Source organism: Streptomyces sp. NPDC054975 (assembly GCF_053609105.1).
Genome location: NZ_JBSGWV010000068.1, coordinates 14551 through 31658, shown reverse-complemented (window position 1 = coordinate 31658; position 17108 = coordinate 14551). Strand labels below are relative to the sequence as shown.

Genomic DNA, 17108 nt, shown 5'->3' with positions numbered 1-17108 from the left:
CAAACAGCTCAGCGACCTATCAGATATCCATCAGTCACGCAGACGAAGGAACCCTGGCCTCACGTCCCTCACACCCGAGAACCACCTCTAGATAAGCACGGTGACCAATCCAAAGCTGATGGCGCCGCTCCAGAGCGTACGACCGGGCATCGCGTCCTCCAGGTGCCCCCCTGGGATCCTGGGCTCAGGCTATGCAGACTCCGCGCGTGATCGCACGCCCTCGGTCATCCGGTCACGATGATCCGCAGGGTGTAGGGCGCGCCGGTGCTGATGGCTTCGGCCTGCTCGCGGAGATCGGCCGGGGTGAAGCCGAGGAGGGCCCGGTCGGCAGCGGCCCGGAGTAGCGGCAGGATCTCCGACGTCGGCCTGCCGCGGTGCGAGGCGGCGAGTGCGGCGAACGCTTCTTGATAGGGGGCGCCGTATGCGCTCGTGCTGTCGGCCAGCAGATGGTCGAGGTGCTGCCGGTCGACGCTGATCTCACCCATGGCCGCTCCCGTGCTTCGTGGGGCCGGCGTGGTCCGGCCGTCGGTCACGACGCTACGAGGGGGGTCTGACAGTGAGGATGTCCTTGGCGTCGTTCGGGGGTCTGACTCTGGGTCTGACTGACGTTTTGACTGTCCGTGGATTGAATCGTCGGCCACCGGACGACGCCATCGCGTGTGCTCGCGGGTGTCCGTGACCTCATAGGAGCTTGGCCACCAGCTTCATCACTGTCTTGTCCGTCGACCTGGCAGCACACGGCGATCCAGTACCCATACGGAAGGACGGCAGAGCCGAGCATGACAGCGCCCGAGATAGCGGTGATCGGCGGGATCGACACGCACACGGACGTCCACCAAACGGCAGTGATCGACTCGGTCGCCGCCACCTGGACACGCAGCCGTTCGAAACGAACTCAAGAGGTTCGTTGCCCGCGAGGTCTACAGGCACCTCAGGAGCACGAGCATCCTGAACACGGCGGGCTTGGCCGGAGCCAGATCATGACGCCGATCGGCTGCCGTCCGCGTCATCAAAGGTCGAACGACCCAGCCGCAGTCAGCCGCTCGACGAACGACTGGAAGTCCGCGGCCAACGGGAGCTCCGTGTCGGTGTCCACGTCGAACCACGTCACGGACGGCTCCCCGTGCTCCCCACATGCCCGGTAGTCGAGCGCGATCCAGCAGTGGCCGTCACCGGAAAGCAGAACTATGGGAGACGGAAGACCCCACTCTTCGACCAAGTAGGCCGTGTCCAGCAATGACAGCCGGCCATCGTGACGCCCGATGCCCATCATGTCGTCGAGCGGGACGTGATTCTCGCTCCACGAGGTCGGCACATCGGTCGGGAACGCGTTCCACAACTCCGCCACCAGGCCGCCGTTCTGGACCCGCAGGATCTCCAGCAACGAACCCGGCAGGCGGACGCCGAGCTGACGCTCGGCATCCTGAACGACCGCGCCCGTCAGTGGTGGTTGAACCCCATACAGGCCCTCGCCCCAGAACGTCGCCTTAACCTCATCAAACCGAGCCACGACCGCATCCTATGGACCTCGCAGCCCGGCTTGACGATCTATAGGAGCTTCAATCCAGCTGTGCTGTTCTCGGTCCGAGGGCACGCCTGGACCCTTCCCGTGGGGAGCCGGGAAGGGGCGGCGCGGCCCCGCCCGCTGGGCGGCAGACGGGGCCAACCAAGTGCGCGATCCCTCTCCGGGGGTGGTCTGCGAGGACCGCGCGTGCGCACACCCTGTCACCGCGCCCTGCCTGGGCAACAGAGGTGTGCATGAAAGAACCGTCGGCATATGCGGCGCGCCCTCTTCGTGATCTCCGCGGCGGACCTCTCCCGGCGCCTGGTCACCCGAACGAGGCTCTTCGCGCGACCGCGTTACGCGCCTTCGACGACCTCGACCGGCGCCGATGGGTCGCCCACCGTGCGCCGCACCCGGACACGGAAGCCCTCGCGCAGCTCCTCGTCGGCCCATAAGGACTGGTACACGGGCAGATGTGCCCACTGAAGTCCGCCCGGCAGCTCCCTCGTCGCACACAGGGTGACCGTGCCCGGGGCCACGTCAGCCGGCCTGTGGATGTGCCCCCGCGCCATGTCCTTCTCCTTCGGCTTCACGTCGGTGCGCGCTACAGGTTGCCGCATGGACACGTCCGACGTGCCGACCGGTCACTCCCCGAGGCCGGTGGCGGGCGGCCATTGCGTGCCAGCCGCATCGAGGAGCAGATGTGCGGCGACGGTGGCTCCGTCGGTGCGCATCGTGTCGGCCACGGCGGCAGCCCGGGTTCGGGTCTGGGCGTCGAGGACGGTGGCGAGTGCGACGGTCAGGGAGTCGGTGGTGGCTGTCGGACCCTGGTGGGCGACGCCGATGCCGCCCTTGCAGGCCAACGCCGGTCAGGCGTGAGAACCGTGGTCACGGCTGCCTCGTGGGGTCGACCTCGGGGTGGGTGAAGTCGACGGGCTTGCCGAGGGAGCGGGCGTAGGCGATCTCGGCGCGGGTGCTGTCGCCAATGTAATCGCCGACGACGAGGACGCGGTCGGCGAGCCGGATCTTCGCCCGGTGCAGGTCGTCGAGGCGGGACTTCAGGTCCTCCGCGTCCGCCGGGTCGGCCCACAGGGGGTGCGGGGTCTTCATGTCGCAGCCGGGCTTGACGACGATGTGGCCGGCGAACGTCAGCTCGCGGTCGACGTCCGCCATCTCCTCCATGAAACGGGTGGAGCCGCAGATGACGACGATCTCCGGGATGGCGAGGCTCTTCTTGGCGTCGGCGAGCTTTTCCTCGGGGGTGAGTAGCTGGGGGTAGGACATGGGGCGTCTCCTCACGGGGCGGGCATGGGGCGGCCGCAGGTGCTGTGGATGGTGTTGTCGGTAACGGTGGGCTGGCGCCACCGGTGGAACGGACACGGTTGGACCAGCGCGTCGCCGGGCGGGTGCTGGATGATCGCGATGCGCGGGTTGTGCGGCCCGCCCATGGCGCGAACGGGGTGCGTGTCCCCGCAGACCAGGCAGCGGGCCGTCGTGCCGCCCCGGAGAGGGGCCAGGAGGGCGCGGCGGGAGCCGGGGCACGTCTTGGGCCGCTGCTGCTCCCTGGGGCCGAACACCAGCTGGCGGCCTGCAGGGTTCTGCTCTTCTTGGCCGGCGCCGATCGCCCGGCCCTCGCACGTCGCGCACACCAGCTCGCCGTCGGGGACTTCCTCCGTGGTGAGGGCGGGGGCACGGTCGCTGCTGCCTATCGAGTAGCCGCACCAGGCGGTGAAACAGTCGCGTCCGCGGGGGTATCGGGTGCCGCTGCGGGGGCGGTGCCAGCGGGACATGCGGCGGGTGCGGAGGAATCGGGGGCCGTTGGTGAGGGGTTCGATGTCGAGGGTGACGGTGCTGATGGGGATTCTTGAGAATCACCCGGTCCGCTCTTCGTTCCCCGGACTGTTGCGCGGTCAACGGTGGCTCGGGCCGGCCGCCCGTGGAGTGTGCGAGCCGTGCTGGGGGGTGTGTCCCGCCGGCTGGCGTGGGCCGCGAGCATGTCTGCAGGGGATCCGGTACAGCACACACTGGCGCAGCGGCCCCTCGGGAACGCTCGGATCCTCAAAGTCGTCGGCCGGATCCCGGGTCATGCCGATCCGGCGCATCACTGCCTGCGAGCGAAGGTTGTTGACGGTCGTCGACGCAACCACTTCCGGCAGCCCGAGGGCCTCGAAGCCGAAAGCCAGGCAGGCTAGGGCGGCCTCAGTGGCGTAACCGTGGCCCCATGCCGAACGCGTCAACCGCCAACCGATGTCCACCCCCGCGAACGGCATGTCTTCGCCCACCTCGTCCAGGCCGGCACGGCCGATGAACTCACCAGTCTGCCGCGCTTCGAGCGCCCACCACCCAAACCCCCGCTCGTCGAAGTCGGCCTGCATGCCTGCCACCGCGGCATCGCTTTGCTCTCGCGTCAGCACTTCCCCGAGATGTTCTCGGACTTCGGGGTCGGCGTTCATAGCCGCCCATGGCCGGAGGTCGGACTCCCGCCACTGGCGGAGCAGAAGACGATCGGTACGCAGGTCTGGCATGCCATCCAGCCAATCCAATCAAGATCAGACTGTCGATCGGTTTTGTCGGGCCCTGACGGCCTACAACGGCGGGGCGTCACCCTGTCGAGCCGTCAAGGGTGCCTTCGGCGGCGCTGTGGGTGGGGAGCCAAGGCGAGCAGGTCTGGGGAGACTCTGACCACGGGTGGGGAATATCGCCATCAGTGCTGCCGGTGGTGGGCGGGAGCAGGGGGACGGTCACTGGTCGCCCCGGGCTGCGGCCGCGGCTGCGCGCACCTGGCGGGCGTCCGGGACGGGGCTGAGGAAGCCGTGGGTGACGACGGCCTTGGTTGCTTCTTTCATCAGCTCGGGCTGGGTGATGCGCGTCGAGCCGGTGGCCTGGGGGCCGTCGATGACCCGGGCCAGGAGGTTCGCGAGGCCTACGTGGCTGAGAGGGCCCGCGTGGGCGTCCATGCGGTCTGCGAGGTCGTTCAACGCGTCGGCGAGGGCGGGGTGCCCGGTGCGAGGGGTGTCCGGCATGTGCGGCTCCTCGGGAAGGGGGAGGGGTTCTAGCGTTGCGCGGTTTCGGCGCGTCATTCTCCCGGGTCTATGACGTCTTCGGGGTGCCCCTCATCCTATCTATAACCTATTGCGTACGCAATAGGTTATAGATAGGGGAACGAGTGCGGCAGGATGACGCTCATGGACCAGGGGTGGGCGGCCGTCATAGCGGCTGGAGTAGCAGCCGTCGTTGCGCTATTTGGAGCCTTCATCGGCGTGTGGGTCGGCCGGCGTACAGTCCGCGACCAGGCGCACGTCGAGCATGGGCAGTGGCTCCGCGGGCAACGTCAGGAGACGTATGTGGTGTTTCTGGCTGCGTGGGATCAGGCGCAAGCCAAGTTCAGCGACTTCGTTGGTCGGCTGGGTGAGTGGCACACCTTCCCAGGCGGGACCTTGGATGAGGTCACTGACCTGGCCAGCGAGGAACTTCACGCCACGGTGGAAGGCATCCGGAGGGCGGCCGAGCCGCTCCACCTTGTCGGGCCCGACGAGGTCGACCAGCGCGTCTTTGCCATGCTGGCCGCAGCAGAGGAGGTGAGCGTCGCCATCGCCCACAACTTCCCGCTCGACGGTGAGGTCTCTACGTCCCAGCTCCAGCTGTACTGGACTGCCAGGGACAAGGCGGATGAAGAGCGTGCGCCTTCATGGCTGCGGCTCGGAACGTGATGCGTACCGCGCCGGACACTGCGCGGCGCTAGGCGGATTCTTTCGGATCATCTTGCCGACCAGATGAAGATGGCGGCGATGTGGAGTCCGGCGAGGTAGATGGTGGCGGTCTTGTCGTAGCGGGTGGCGAGACCGCGCCATTGCTTGAGCCTGTTGATGCACCGCTCGACGGTGTTCCGCTGCTTGTAGGCCTCGCGGTCGAAGGCTGGCGGACGGCCACCGTGGCGCCCCCGTCGCTTGCGGTTCGCGGTCTGGTCGGAGGGCTGCGGGATCACCGCCCGGATCCGCGCCGGCGCAGATGAGTGCGAATTGCGCGGGACGAGTAGGCCTTGTCGGCAAGCACGACGTCCGGGGTGGTCCTGGGTCGGCCGATTGGCCGTGGCACCCGTAAGCGGGCCATGACCTCGGGGAACGCCGGCGCGTCACCGGCCTGTCCTGGCGTGATGACAAACGCGAGCGGACGGCAGTGGCTGTCCGCGGCGAGGTGGATCTTGGTGATCAGTCCGCCGCGGGACCGTCCGAGGGCATGGTGGTCCGGCTCGCCGGCCGGGGCCCCTTTTGACGGGCCCCGGCGGCGTGCTGATGAGCGCGGACGATGGTGGAGTCGACCGAGACGATCCAGTCGAGGTTGCCTTCGCCGTCGGCCTGGGCGAGCAGGGCAGTGAACACGCGTTCCCAGGTTCCGTCGGCAGCCCACTTCCGCAGCCGGTTGTGGGCGCCTTCCACGAGCCGACGTGCTCGGGCAGGTCCATCCACGGTGTCCCGGTGCGGTACTTGAACGCGATCGCGTCGATCACCTGCCGGTGATCACGCCACCGCCCACCCCGCCGAGGTGTCCGATCCGGCAGCAACGGCTCGATGCGTGCCCACTGGGCATCAGTCAACGACACACATCAACCAACGATCAGATGATCCGAAGGAAACGCCTAGGCGAATCCGACGGTCGAACGTCGCCAGCGGCTCACCGGCTGGGCTTTTCGGAGTTGGTGCGGCGCTGGGCACGGGGATAGTAGGCCGCCCAGATCAGGCGCATGACCAGCGTAAGAATGGCAGCCGCTGCGAGAAAGGGGAGGACCAGAGCCGTGGGGTTCACCGAGAGGCTACGGACGAGGACCCCACCAACGGCCAGGACGAGCAGCGATCCGGCGATCAGGACGGTGGACCTGCGGATGAGGGCTCCGGTACTTCCGTCGCCGCGGAACAGGCATCTCATTCGATCGCTAAAGCGCGGTCGCTGCTGGTCTTCCGCCATTGGCTTCCCCCCTCGGCCGACAGGCTCGGCCACCACTTCCACCTGCTCGTTCTCCTGGGCTTGCGCCTCGTCCTGCCCTTCGGCCGCGTCGAGTGCGGCTTCGGTGATCAGCCCGATGGGGTGCTTGGCTGCATCTACGACGGCGACTAGGTCGGTCTTGAACCTGTGGAAGGTCTCGCGCAGAGCTCGGGTGTCGGCGCGTGCGTGCACGAGCGGAGTGACATGGGCGAGGCTACGGAGTGGGGTGTCCGGGCCCTGGTGGGAGCCGAGAGCGTTCAGCGCGCTCAGCACGGTCAACCCGCCTTCGACCTTGCCTTCAGTCCCGATGAGGACCGCGCCGATGGGATCGTGCGAAAGGATCTGGGCAGCTTCGGCCAGCGTCTGCTCCGGACTCAGGAGCGCTGGTGTGGTGGACATGATCTCGTCTGCGCGCTTCATGCCGCTCCCTGGTGCTGCAGTGGCCCTGGTCCTCCGTTGGCGGTAACAGGTCCGGTTTCACAACCAACGTGTCGCTAGCGTCACCTTATGCCCGATTTTATCGAGGGGGTCCTAGTCACGTTAGCGTGCGCCTTCGGGGTGCTGGTCGGCAAGGCGCAGAGCCGTCCGAGTGGACGGTCCCCGGAGGATCTCGCCTTCGGCCTGGACCTGCTGGTGGCCGCGATCGCCCTGCAGGCAGGGATCCTGGCGAAGCACCTCCCAGGCCCGACCGCGCCCCGGTTCTGGTGCCTGGTCACCCTCGTCGGGCTGTGGGGCCTTTTCCCGTGGGCGATGAAGGAATGGGGCTACATGGCCGGGACGGACGACGTGAAGCCCCGCGCAGCGTTCGCCAACGGCCTATTCGGGGTTCTCGTCCTGGTCGGCTGCTACATCCTCAACACCGAGACCGGCATCCAGTTCCTCACCCAGAAATGACTTGGGGACTCGGTGACCAGTCCGCGGTGGTGGCTGTGTACCGCTTGCCCTGGCTGGCGCTCTCGATGCAAAGGGACCGCCGCCGGGGCGGGCGTCGGCTCACCACCCGCATACGTGAGCTGCCTGGCCAGGAGGTCCTGTGGTGGGAGCAACGCCCATATGTTCTTCCCGTCACAGCGCGGACCGCAGCTCTGACCGTTGTCCGGTGTGCATGGATGCGACCGGCACCGACGGCATGTGATCCGAAGGAAACGGCCTAGTTCCGGTAGGACGGCCGAGCCCGGCGGACAAGACTCACTCGAGCGTCAGGAGCCAGACGATCAGAATGGGGACGCCGATGATCAGCATCCATCGAAATGGCAGGTTGACCTTCGCGTCCTGCCTGCTGCTGCCGTACCAGGCGTCCGATCGCACGACCCGCGAGGGCGGCACGGGCGCCAGGGCTCGCTGAATCTCCTCGGCGCGCTGCACCTGCTCTGGGGTGGGGACGGGACGGAAGCGGCCCTCTGGGTCCGCCCCGGGCCGGGTGTACTTCCGTGAGCGCGACGCCATCGCTTCCCCTTCCCGCCGTGTCCGGGGATAGTCTGCCGCGCACCCTGCGGCAGTGTCTGCCGTACGGCCGCAACGGCGGACCGTTTCCGCGGTGAACCTCTTCACCCGCCTGGCTGAGCCGAACGCGAAACCGCTCGTCTCGACCGAGGTTCGCCGGTATCCAGCGTTCGTGATCAAGAACTTTGCTCGCGGCCTCGCCGCGCTCTCCCTCGCCCTGACCCCGCTCGCCGTGCCCGCCTCAGCCCATGCCACCCCGAACGCTGCGCCCGCCGCGCAGACCTTCCCGCTCACCTACGGCATCGACCAGATCCCCGTCGCCGAGGAGAGCAGGACCGGGTACACCCGGGACAAGTTCAAGCACTGGAACACCGGCCTGGATCCGGCGGACGGTTGCAACACCCGCGCCGAGGTCCTGCTCGCCGAGGCGACCGAAGCTCCGCCGGTCGCGGCCGGCTGCAAGGTCGGCGAGGGGGAGTGGCTGTCGTACTACGACGAGCAGGAAGTCACCGACCCCGCCAAGTTGGATATCGACCACATGGTCCCGCTCGCCGAGGCCTGGGACTCCGGTGCCTCTGTCTGGGACGCGAAGCGTCGCGAGGCGTACGCGAACGACCAGGACGCGTCCACCAGCCTGGTCGCGGTGACGGCGCGGACGAACCGTCAGAAGGCCGACCAGGACCCGGCGACGTGGATGCCTCCGGCCCCGGGTGCCACCTGCCGCTACCTGGCTGAGTGGACCGCGACCAAGCTCCGCTGGGGGCTGAGTGCCGACCAGGCCGAGATCGACGCCATCAAGGTCTACGCGGGCGGCCCGTGCGAGACTACCGTCGTCCACTACACCCCGGCGCCGTAGCCGTAGACCCGGACGAGCGCGGGCCTGCACGCCCGCGCTCGTCGGCTCATCCGGTTGCAGGCGTCGTGTCAGTCCACCTCGATGTAGGTGACGATCAGGATGCTGCCGAGCGCGGTCGCGTAGAACACGATCCGTACACCGGAGTGCTGGTAGTCGCGAAGCGCGGTGGCGGTGGCGTGAGGCTTCACGTCGGCCGGGTCGGCGGCGATCTCGTTGAGCGCCGCGTCGAGTTGCGCAACCTGCACGGTGGTGAGGGTGCGGACCTGGGTCTCGGCCGGCTCGATGAACACGATGCGGGGCCGCCGGCCGCCGCGGGGGTGCTTAGGCAACTTCGGGAGCCTCGCCGTTCTGCGGCGGCAGGCCCTTCTCGGCCCGGATGTCGTCCCAGTCGCGGCACCGGTCGAGGTCGATGCCTTCGGAGGCGAGGTTCTCGAGGACGTAGGCGAGCGCTGGGTTCCCGGGGAACTCCGTGCGCGCGGCGTCACGCAGCTGCTGCTGCTCGGCGGCGTCGAAGGTCAGGTGCGCCATCGGGGCCTCCTCGTTGTCGGCTACGCCGAGGCTAGCGCAGCAGCCTCGCCCCGGGCACGGGGTCAGGCTGTCCGACGGCCACTGGAGTCGCCGCGGGTAGGTCAGGAGGCCAAGAGCGCCGCGATCAGCTTCCGGGCCGCTGCGGTGGTCAGCCGCTTCGAGGCCGTAGTGGTCCGCTCCCGAGGTGCCCGCAGCGCGATGTCGGTCCCCTTGACCGCCTTCGCGAACTCGGCGTCGAACCGCTCCTTGCCCACCTTCTCCGCAAGGCTGGCCAGGTACTTCAGCTGCTTCGCCGTGGCCGACGTCTTCTGGGATGCGGCCTGCCGCTTCGCGCTCTCTTCTCGGATCTTGCCGTAGTAGGCGTCATTGGCTGCCTTGCGTGCCGCTTCGGCTTCCGGGCTTCGGCAGGTGACGCGGACCTGCTCGTGCCACGTCTGCGTCCCGGGCTTCCCGGTGACGGCCTCCCACAGAGCGTTGGCCGTGAGCGCGGTCTCGTCGACACCTTCGGTCAGGCCCGGGCCGACCAGGCCGTAGTAGCCGGTCTTGCCGCGCGGGATGACGGTGAAGCCGGCCGGGATGGCGTGGGCGGTGAGCCAGTCCTGCCCGCAGCCGCAGTGGGTGTTGTGGTAGCGGGACCACTTGCTCTCGAGGGGTTCGTAGACCAGCCGGTCGCCGTAATACTTCGGGTCGCGTGCGAATCCTGACATCAGTGCCTCCCCGTCAGCTGGTCTACCGGGCCAAGCATCGCAGCCACCGCCGACAGCGCGCTGGCGAATGCCGCCAGTGCCCCCGTCCAGAGCGCGGACCGGGGGCACGAGGGCGGGCCGACGAAGCACTCACCCGAAGGCGAACCACCGCCGGCCACCGTAGCGGGCGCCTACCCTGACTGGCTGCCGGATTCAGGCACGGGCCGCGTCGACATCCATGGTCCGCTTGATCTCCTCGACCAGCTGGTGAGGGTGAACGGTGGCCTCCTTGACGTCCAGAGTGTTCGTTCCATTCCAGACCATGTTTCCGTCTGCGTTGGTCACGGCGGCGCTGTGACGTAGCAGCGACCATCCGCTGTCCGAGTAGTCGAAGAAGTACCGCTCACCCGGCGCCGAGATTTCAAGGACGCAACCGCAAGGGTCATCCTGGTCGCCTTGGTCGGCGCGGCAGTCCTCGAGTTTGGTGATGATCTCCGCCTGGTCACCAAGTAGCGCTGCCACAGCGACAACAGTGGCGTGGACATCTTCGGGTGACCGGTAGCTGCAGGGTGCGGCGTTGAGAGCGTGAATGGCGGGAGGAAGCAGATCCAGGCCGGCCTGGATCTCGTTTGCGGCACGGGTGAGGTGGTCCAGTGCGTCGGCCAGGTTGTCTTCGCCTGACTCCGTTGGCGTGGGGATCGAGACCTCTCCGCGCGCAGCGATGCTGCGGACAGCCTGCTCGAGAAGACGGAGGTTGGCCGCAGAGTCTTGGAGGGTGGCGTTGATGGCTGAGGCCACCACCGCAGCGTCCTGGGGTGTGTAGATGGCCCATTCGTGTCCCAGGGACTTTCCGAGGCCTGCGCTGGCGATGGCGGCGGTCACGGCGAGGGCCATTGTGTCGGTCGGTTCGTGGGCGTCGTCGGCAACCTGCTCTGCCGCGCTGGCGAGATCGTTCACGTATCCCGATGTGTCCTCGCTGTCGCTCCAGCGAAGGTGAAGGTCGGGTGCTTCGGTCACGGTGACGTCCTTTGGTGAGTGCAAGCTGGGGCCCGACGCCTGATGTGGCGCCGGGCCGGGGCGGGTTAGAACGGGGCGTTGCTGACGTACGCATCGATCTGGTCAGCGGTGCCGTACTGGGCGGCGAGCTGCGCCCTGATGCGGGCGGTCTCCGCGGCGTCGTCGGCCTCCCGGCGGCAGGCCGGGCACAGGTCGCCGGTGCTGTCCTTCGGGATGAGCTCGCGGCACGAACACTCACGGTAGGGCCGGTGGTTTCGCTGCTGAGGCAGTTCGGCGGAAACGTCCGGATCAGGTGATGCAGGTGCGGGCGCACGTCGGGCGGCGCTGCGGGCGGCGAGGCGTTCGGGGCACACGAGGCACTCCTGGTGGGTATCTACGTCCCGTCCGGCGTCGCAGCGGGGGTTGGCGCACCCGTACCGGTCGGATCCCTTCAGCGGGCGTACGAGCGCCACGGCGGCGCCTACGGGGCTGTGGATCTGGCCGGTGTAGAACCTGTCGGCCCAGCCGTGGTCGCGCCACCTCTGGGCGATACGGGCGCCGAGCTGCTCCACGGTCCGGTCCGCGGCCGGGACGTCGCCGGCGAGGGCGTCGAGGATGGCCTGGGACAGCTCCCGTACGTCCGGCAGCGGCTTGTGGACAGTGCCGGTGTCGGGGTTCGTCCAGCCGTTGAGGAAGTGCTCGGGGAAGTACGCGCGGACGGCGCGCACCCGGGCGAGCTGTCCGCGGGTGTGCTGGGGCTTCGAGGAGGGGGACTTCTTGCTGGACGCGGCGGAGCCGCTTTCGGCCTCACGCGCACTACTACCTGAGGTTGAAGGGCTACGCCCGTCCACGACGCTACGCGTCGAAGACGCCTCCTCTCCCCCTTTCTCTTCTTCTACTTCTCTACCTTCTTTTACCGCCGCACCCATGCGGCCACCCCCCGCCGCATGGGTGCGGCCACCCTCCGAGCTGGTAGAAGTTCCGACAGAGCTGCGGGCAGCCCGTCGCGCTGCCCTATCCGCAGCGCGCTGATCCCACAGCTCGTGGTCGAGCAGTTCGTACTCGCTCGGCAGCATCAGCTTCGGGTTGTCAGGGTCGGCCTGGCGGTGGACACGGAGAAGACCACGGGCCTCGAGGCGCTTCGTGCTCCGGTCGACCGTGTCGACTGACCTGCCGATGCAGGCGGCCAGCCGGGGGCGGGTGGGGACGTCCAGCGGAGCTCGACTACGTGGCGCAGGAGGTCTTCGACGAGCTGACCGGCCAAGACGACGACTGCGGAGACGCGTTCCACGCCGCCCTGGACACCGTCCAAGAGGGGGCCGGGTGCGAAGCGCAGGACGAGACCGGCAGGGCCACGACGAGGGGCGGGATACCCCGGCTCGCCTCAGGGGCCGGCACACCTCGGCTCAACGCCCTCTTCCCAGTAAAGACACACGTCTAGTCAGCAACGTGGCGCCGTCAGGTGTGCCCGTGCTGAAAGTGCCGGGGCGCCGGTGTCGACGAGGAAGCGGAAAGGGGGACTCGATGGCGTCGGCGTCGGTCCGAGCACCCGACTGAGCACGTTCACACGACAGGATCTTGGGAAGTACCAAGGTATGGCCTGCGCCATACGGCAGAATTCGAGAGCAGCAGCGGGGGAGGGGGTGGAAGCGATGGCGTGGGTGACCACGTTGGGCCCGGACATGCAGCAGGTCGAGTACCGGCTCACTGGGCAGTGCGGATGCGACCTGGAGCACCAGGAACAGGAGACGGAAAAGACCGACGCGCAGGTCGACTACCGCCTCGGTCAAGCGCGTGATCTGGAGTGGATCGGGGGCGGCCTGCAGGAGGTCGGTCTGGTCGCCGGGCAGGCCGTCGACAAGGACCAGGCCCGGTTGCTGATGGACGGCCGGCACCCGTGGACCGGCGAGGTGCTGGTGACTCCGAAGGTCGCCGTCGACCCGCGCGGCAAGGTTCAGGCGCGGCTGCTCGCCGAGGCGATCGAGGTGGCCGCCGCCGAGCGCGGTGTCAGCGTCGACGAGCTGCTCGGCGGCGACGATAAACGGTCCAAGCGGTTCGCCCGCCTGCAGCGTGGTGTGCACCGCGAGGGCGACCGCCACCGCGTCCCCTTACCCGCGGCGGAGGAACTCGCCGACGCGGCCGGCATCAACCTCACTGAGCTGTACGGGCACGCGCACGTGGAGGAGGCCCGCCAGTACGCCGAGGCTCGGATCCGTGTCGGCAACCGCGGCTACGACGTGACGCTGGATCTGTCGAAGAGTTACAGCGCCGCCGTGGCGCTCGCGGGTGAGGAGTTATCCGAGGAACTACGCGGCGCGTTCCTCGAGGTGGCCCGGGAGACGTTCGGCGCGATGGAGCGCTGGGCCGCGTACGCGATGGCGGGGGAGCACGGCAACGGCAAGACCGCCGACCGCGTCGGCACGAGCGGGTTCCTCGGCTGGATGACCGTGCACTACTCCGCCCGCCCCGTCGGAGGCGAGGTCGGCGACCCGCACCTGCACGTCCACGGCAACGTGGCGAACATGGCGCTAGCCGAGGACGGGAAGTGGCGCACCATCGGGGCCGGCGGCCGCGACATCATGCGCCACGCGCACGCCGCCGACGCCCTGGTGAAGGCAAGGTTGCGGCAGGTGACCGGAGAGCGGTTCGGGATGCGCTGGGAGCGGCACGCCGAGACCGGCGCCTGGGAAGTCGTGGGCATCGACGAGACGCTGCGCCGTGCGTTCTCCCGCCGCAACGCTCAGATCACTGCAGCCGCCGCCGACGCAACGACCGGCGAGCAGAAACTCATCGCCCGGCAACTCGCCGAGGGCAAGAACACCACCATCACCCAGGCGGACGTGCGGGCCGCCTGGCGGTCACGCGCCGATGACGTCGTCGATGACGTCGATGCGATGATCCGCCGCGCGATCCCCGGCCCGGAGGGCCCCGACGGCCCACCCGTCGCGGGCCCGGGCGGCGGCCCGGTCATGCCCTCACCCGAGGAGATCGCCGCGTTCATCTGGCGGCGCGAGGGCGGCCTGACCGAGTCGCGGAAGTCCGTCACCCGCGCCGACGTCCTGGCCCATGTCATCGACGCCTGCCCGTTCGGCGTGCCCGACATCGCCGCCGCCGAGGCCCTCACCGACGCCGTACTCGCCGTCGACGGCGAGGCCGTCGCACTGCCCACCAAGGGCCTGGTGCACCTGACCAACCCCCAGCGCTACACCCATGCCTCGATCCTGGCGGCCGAGCAGACCATCACCGACACCGCCGTCGAGCGGCTGAACGAGGGCGCCGCTCAGCTCACCGTGGACGCGGCCGAGCTCGCTATTGCCGCGTTCGAGGCGCAGCGCACCACCGACCCGCTCCGACCGTTCGTCATGTCCGACGAGCAGCGCGCCGTCACCCTGCGGTTCCTCACCGCCGGACACGGCGTCGACGTCACGCGCGGCAAGGCTGGCACCGGCAAGACGACCATCATGTCGGCGGCCCGGATGGGCTGGGAAGCGGTCGGCCTTCGCGTGGCCGGTGCCGCCACCGCGGCGGTCGCCGCCTCCAAGCTGCAGGCCGAATCCGGCATCGCTTCGGCGACGGTGGCGACCTGGCTGATGGACATCCGCGACGGCGGTCGCCGCATGGCCGACGCCGACGTCCTGGTCCTCGAAGAGGCCGCCATGGTCGACGACCGCGACGTCGCCGAGCTGCTCACCGCGGCCGCCGAGTACGGCGTGAAGGTCGTCCAGATCGGCGACTGGGCACAGCTGAAGGCGATCGGCGTCGGCGGCGGCTTCCGGCGCGCCCACGAGATCGTCGACGGCCTGGAGCTCAGCGAGAACCGCCGGCAGACCGACGCGGTGGAGCGGGCGGCGCTGGAGGCGTGGCTGGACGGCGGACGGCGCACCGCGCTGTCGATGCTCGCCGAGCACGGCCGTGTCCACGCGGTCCGTACGCCCGACGACGCGTACAGCGCGATGCTCGGCGCGTGGAAGGACACCGTCGCCCGCATGGAGGGCGACGTCCACGACCAGATCGAGGACCTGGTCGTCCTTGCCGCCCGGAACACGGACGTCGAGGTCCTCAACCTCGGTGCCCGCGAACTGCGCAAGAAGGACGGTGAGCTCGCTGGTGGCCAGTCGTTCGCGCTGGCCGGTGGCGAGTGCCTGGAGCTCGCGGCCGGGGACGTCGTCCGGATCAAGCGCAACGACTACCGGACCCGCCGGGGCGGCGACGTCGACGTCCTCAACGGCTACCGCGGACAGGTCACCTACGCGTCCAAGGGCGGCGTCTCGGTCGAGTGGCGGCGCCCCGCCGACGACGGCGGATACGACGTCGAACGGGCCTGGATCACCGCCGACCAGATCGCCGACGGCGCCCTGCAGCACGGCTACGCGATGACCATCGCGTCGGCGCAGGGACTCACCTGCGACTACACGCTGGTCTACGGCGTGGGCGCGGCCGCGAACGACCTGTACCCGGCGATCTCCCGCGACCGGATCGCCACTCACCTGTGGCTGCCCGCCGACGTCGTCGAGAGCGAGGAGACCCGCCTGCGTCTCGGCGAGGCCCGCAGCGACCAGGAGCGCCTGGAGCGGACGGTCGCCGCGTACGCCGACTCCCTGGAGCACGACACCGACGACCGGATGGTCTCCGACGAGCTCGCGCCGGCGCCCGAGGCCCCGCCCGCCGCGCTGATCCCGCACCAGGTGCAGCCCGAGCACGAGCAGACCGTCGAGGCCCCCGCCGCCCACCGCCACGGTGAGCAGGAGCGCACCGACACGGTTCAGCAGCGCCAGGAGCCCGCTGAGGACGCCACACAGGCTGCCCCCGCCCCGGCGGAACCCGACGCGGCCGCCGAACGCGCAGCGGCCCGCCAAGCCCATCTGGACGCTGCCCGGGAACGGCTGCAGGACGGCGACGTCCCGCAGATGACTGGCGAGCAGAAGGCCCGCCTGGAGCGGCTGTTCGCTGCCGGGTTCGCCTCGCGCCCCGAGCCGAAGCAGGAGCAGCGGCCGGAGCCGGAGTTTGAGCCGTGGGGCGACCGCAAGTACGGGCACCTGTCCGCGCAGCGGCTCACCTCGCTCATCGCCCAGTACACCGCCGAGGGCAACCGTGCCGAGCGCCTGGCCGCCGACCTCACCCGCCAGGCCGAGGCCAAGCGCGAGGCCCTGGCTGCGCCCGTCACCCCCGGCCAGGAGCGGGCCCGCGAGGTCGCCACGGTCCTGGACCGCGCCGACGAGCTCGCCGCCCTCGCCGCCACGGAGCGCGGCAACCTGCACCAGGCGTACGAGACCGTGCGGCAGGCGCAGCAGGTCAATCGGCAGGTCGAGGAGGCCAAGAAGAAGTCCCGCCTGGCGCTGCGGCTGGCCGGCACCAGCCGCAAGGAGACGATGGAGATCGCCGTCGAGTACGCGAAGAAGGAGAGCGAGGCCTACAACGAGACCCTCCGTGCCGGACGGGCCGCCGAGACCGCCGTACGTGAGGCATGGGCCGCGATCCGCAGCCCGGAGACGATCGGCATCTTCGAGGCGCAGGGCTCCCGTCGGGAAGGCCCCCGCGACGTCGACGAGCTCCGCAGCCGGCTCACCTCGATGCGCGAACGCCTCCCGGAGATCGAGCGGGTCACCAACCGCGAGGTCGCCCGCAAGGCCGACCTTGCCGAGCGTCAGGCCACCGAGCAGCGCGGCATCGCGCAGAAGCACACCACCACGGCGGGCAAGCTGCAGGAGGAGAAGACGCTCCGCTCGCGCATGGCGACCCAGGCTCCCACCCAGCACGCCACTGAGACCCGGCAGCGCGCCGAGTACATCAAGCAGGCACGGCAGCAGGCCGCCATGCAGTCCCGCGAGAACGCCCGGCGCGCGCAGAGCGAGTACCGGTACCAGCCGCCGACCCAGGGCCGCTCCGGCCCGTCTCGCGGACGTTGAGCGACCTGCCCGTTGCCACGAGGTGTGCGACCTCTCGACTGTGTGTGCGTGTGTCCGCTGCCGAAGCTCCGTCTGCCGAGGCCACGCCCCGCTTCGACGCGCCGCCCGATACATGACCGCTGGTCAGAAACGTTAAAGCGCAACGGATTTAGTCGATGTGACTCATGTCTCGCGCGCAGCTTTGAACCCGGGAATCGTATTGACCGTAG

Annotated in this window: 19 protein-coding genes and 1 pseudogene; 4 read left to right on the top strand and 16 right to left on the bottom strand. The window is 69.2% G+C overall.

From position 1 onward, the window contains the following. Nucleotides 1-224: 224 nt before the first annotated feature. The 8 genes from ACWF79_RS32430 to ACWF79_RS32395 all read right to left on the bottom strand — a co-directional run bounded on the left by ACWF79_RS32430 (nt 225) and on the right by ACWF79_RS32395 (nt 4527). The gene (locus ACWF79_RS32430) at nt 225-485 is read right to left on the bottom strand and encodes a hypothetical protein (RefSeq protein ID WP_453731764.1); all 261 of its coding nucleotides are present in this window, start codon (nt 483-485) and stop codon (nt 225-227) included. Between the two features lie 524 nt (nt 486-1009). After that, nucleotides 1010-1510, bottom strand: coding sequence for an SMI1/KNR4 family protein (locus tag ACWF79_RS32425; RefSeq protein WP_453731763.1), 501 nt, complete (start codon nt 1508-1510; stop codon nt 1010-1012). 350 nt (nt 1511-1860) lie between these two features. Then, a complete protein-coding gene (locus ACWF79_RS32420) occupies nt 1861-2124 on the bottom strand; it encodes a hypothetical protein (RefSeq protein WP_453731762.1) in 264 nt (87 codons plus the stop codon). A gap of 24 nt (nt 2125-2148) precedes the next feature. Beyond that, on the bottom strand, nt 2149-2367 hold the full coding sequence (locus ACWF79_RS32415; protein ID WP_453731761.1) for a hypothetical protein: 219 nt from the start codon (nt 2365-2367) through the stop codon (nt 2149-2151). Nucleotides 2368-2392: 25 nt separating this feature from the next. Beyond that, on the bottom strand, nt 2393-2788 hold the full coding sequence (locus ACWF79_RS32410) for a hypothetical protein (protein WP_453731760.1): 396 nt from the start codon (nt 2786-2788) through the stop codon (nt 2393-2395). An 11-nt stretch (nt 2789-2799) separates the two neighbouring features. Beyond that, the gene (locus ACWF79_RS32405; RefSeq protein WP_453731759.1) at nt 2800-3294 is read right to left on the bottom strand and encodes a hypothetical protein; all 495 of its coding nucleotides are present in this window, start codon (nt 3292-3294) and stop codon (nt 2800-2802) included. A gap of 120 nt (nt 3295-3414) precedes the next feature. Next, nucleotides 3415-4029: a GNAT family N-acetyltransferase gene (locus ACWF79_RS32400; RefSeq protein WP_453731758.1), complete on the bottom strand. Its 615-nt coding sequence runs from the start codon at nt 4027-4029 to the stop codon at nt 3415-3417. Nucleotides 4030-4245: 216 nt separating this feature from the next. Next, on the bottom strand, nt 4246-4527 hold the full coding sequence (locus ACWF79_RS32395) for a hypothetical protein (RefSeq protein ID WP_453731757.1): 282 nt from the start codon (nt 4525-4527) through the stop codon (nt 4246-4248). 153 nt (nt 4528-4680) lie between these two features. Here ACWF79_RS32395 and ACWF79_RS32390 point away from each other — a divergent pair, with 153 nt between their 5' ends. Then, a complete protein-coding gene (locus tag ACWF79_RS32390) occupies nt 4681-5214 on the top strand; it encodes a hypothetical protein (protein ID WP_453731756.1) in 534 nt (177 codons plus the stop codon). 47 nt (nt 5215-5261) lie between these two features. Here the strand turns inward: ACWF79_RS32390 and ACWF79_RS32385 are convergent. Continuing rightward, nucleotides 5262-6104, bottom strand: a pseudogene (locus tag ACWF79_RS32385) (IS5 family transposase). 71 nt (nt 6105-6175) lie between these two features. Next, nucleotides 6176-6904 carry a CBS domain-containing protein gene (locus tag ACWF79_RS32380; RefSeq protein WP_453731755.1) on the bottom strand — a complete coding sequence of 243 codons (729 nt, stop codon included), beginning with the start codon at nt 6902-6904 and terminating at the stop codon, nt 6176-6178. Between the two features lie 87 nt (nt 6905-6991). On the opposite strand from ACWF79_RS32380, the gene ACWF79_RS32375 reads away from it, so the two are divergent. Beyond that, nucleotides 6992-7378 (top strand): hypothetical protein, encoded by a 387-nt coding sequence (locus ACWF79_RS32375; protein WP_453731754.1) that lies wholly within the window; start codon nt 6992-6994, stop codon nt 7376-7378. A gap of 294 nt (nt 7379-7672) precedes the next feature. On the opposite strand, the gene ACWF79_RS32370 is transcribed toward ACWF79_RS32375, so the two are convergent. Beyond that, nucleotides 7673-7849 (bottom strand): hypothetical protein, encoded by a 177-nt coding sequence (locus ACWF79_RS32370; RefSeq protein ID WP_453731753.1) that lies wholly within the window; start codon nt 7847-7849, stop codon nt 7673-7675. A 250-nt stretch (nt 7850-8099) separates the two neighbouring features. On the opposite strand from ACWF79_RS32370, the gene ACWF79_RS32365 reads away from it, so the two are divergent. Next, the gene (locus ACWF79_RS32365) at nt 8100-8783 is read left to right on the top strand and encodes an HNH endonuclease family protein (protein WP_453731752.1); all 684 of its coding nucleotides are present in this window, start codon (nt 8100-8102) and stop codon (nt 8781-8783) included. A 68-nt stretch (nt 8784-8851) separates the two neighbouring features. Here the strand turns inward: ACWF79_RS32365 and ACWF79_RS32360 are convergent, their stop codons facing one another. The 5 genes from ACWF79_RS32360 to ACWF79_RS32340 all read right to left on the bottom strand — a co-directional run bounded on the left by ACWF79_RS32360 (nt 8852) and on the right by ACWF79_RS32340 (nt 11721). After that, complete coding sequence (locus tag ACWF79_RS32360) at nt 8852-9112, bottom strand: hypothetical protein (protein ID WP_453731751.1); 261 nt, start codon at nt 9110-9112, stop codon at nt 8852-8854. Further along, entirely contained in the window at nt 9105-9311 is a 207-nt protein-coding gene (locus tag ACWF79_RS32355; RefSeq protein ID WP_453731750.1) for a hypothetical protein, read from the bottom strand. Before ACWF79_RS32355 ends, ACWF79_RS32360 begins: the two co-directional genes overlap by 8 nt. A 101-nt stretch (nt 9312-9412) precedes the next feature. After that, nucleotides 9413-10018 carry a hypothetical protein gene (locus tag ACWF79_RS32350; protein WP_453731749.1) on the bottom strand — a complete coding sequence of 202 codons (606 nt, stop codon included), beginning with the start codon at nt 10016-10018 and terminating at the stop codon, nt 9413-9415. Nucleotides 10019-10210: 192 nt separating this feature from the next. Next, on the bottom strand, nt 10211-11014 hold the full coding sequence (locus tag ACWF79_RS32345; RefSeq protein WP_453731748.1) for a hypothetical protein: 804 nt from the start codon (nt 11012-11014) through the stop codon (nt 10211-10213). A gap of 65 nt (nt 11015-11079) precedes the next feature. Continuing rightward, nucleotides 11080-11721 (bottom strand): hypothetical protein, encoded by a 642-nt coding sequence (locus ACWF79_RS32340; RefSeq protein ID WP_453731747.1) that lies wholly within the window; start codon nt 11719-11721, stop codon nt 11080-11082. A 924-nt stretch (nt 11722-12645) separates the two neighbouring features. Between ACWF79_RS32340 and mobF the strand changes: the two genes are divergently transcribed. Next, complete coding sequence (gene mobF, locus ACWF79_RS32335; RefSeq protein WP_453731746.1) at nt 12646-16899, top strand: MobF family relaxase; 4254 nt, start codon at nt 12646-12648, stop codon at nt 16897-16899. Nucleotides 16900-17108 lie beyond the last annotated feature (209 nt).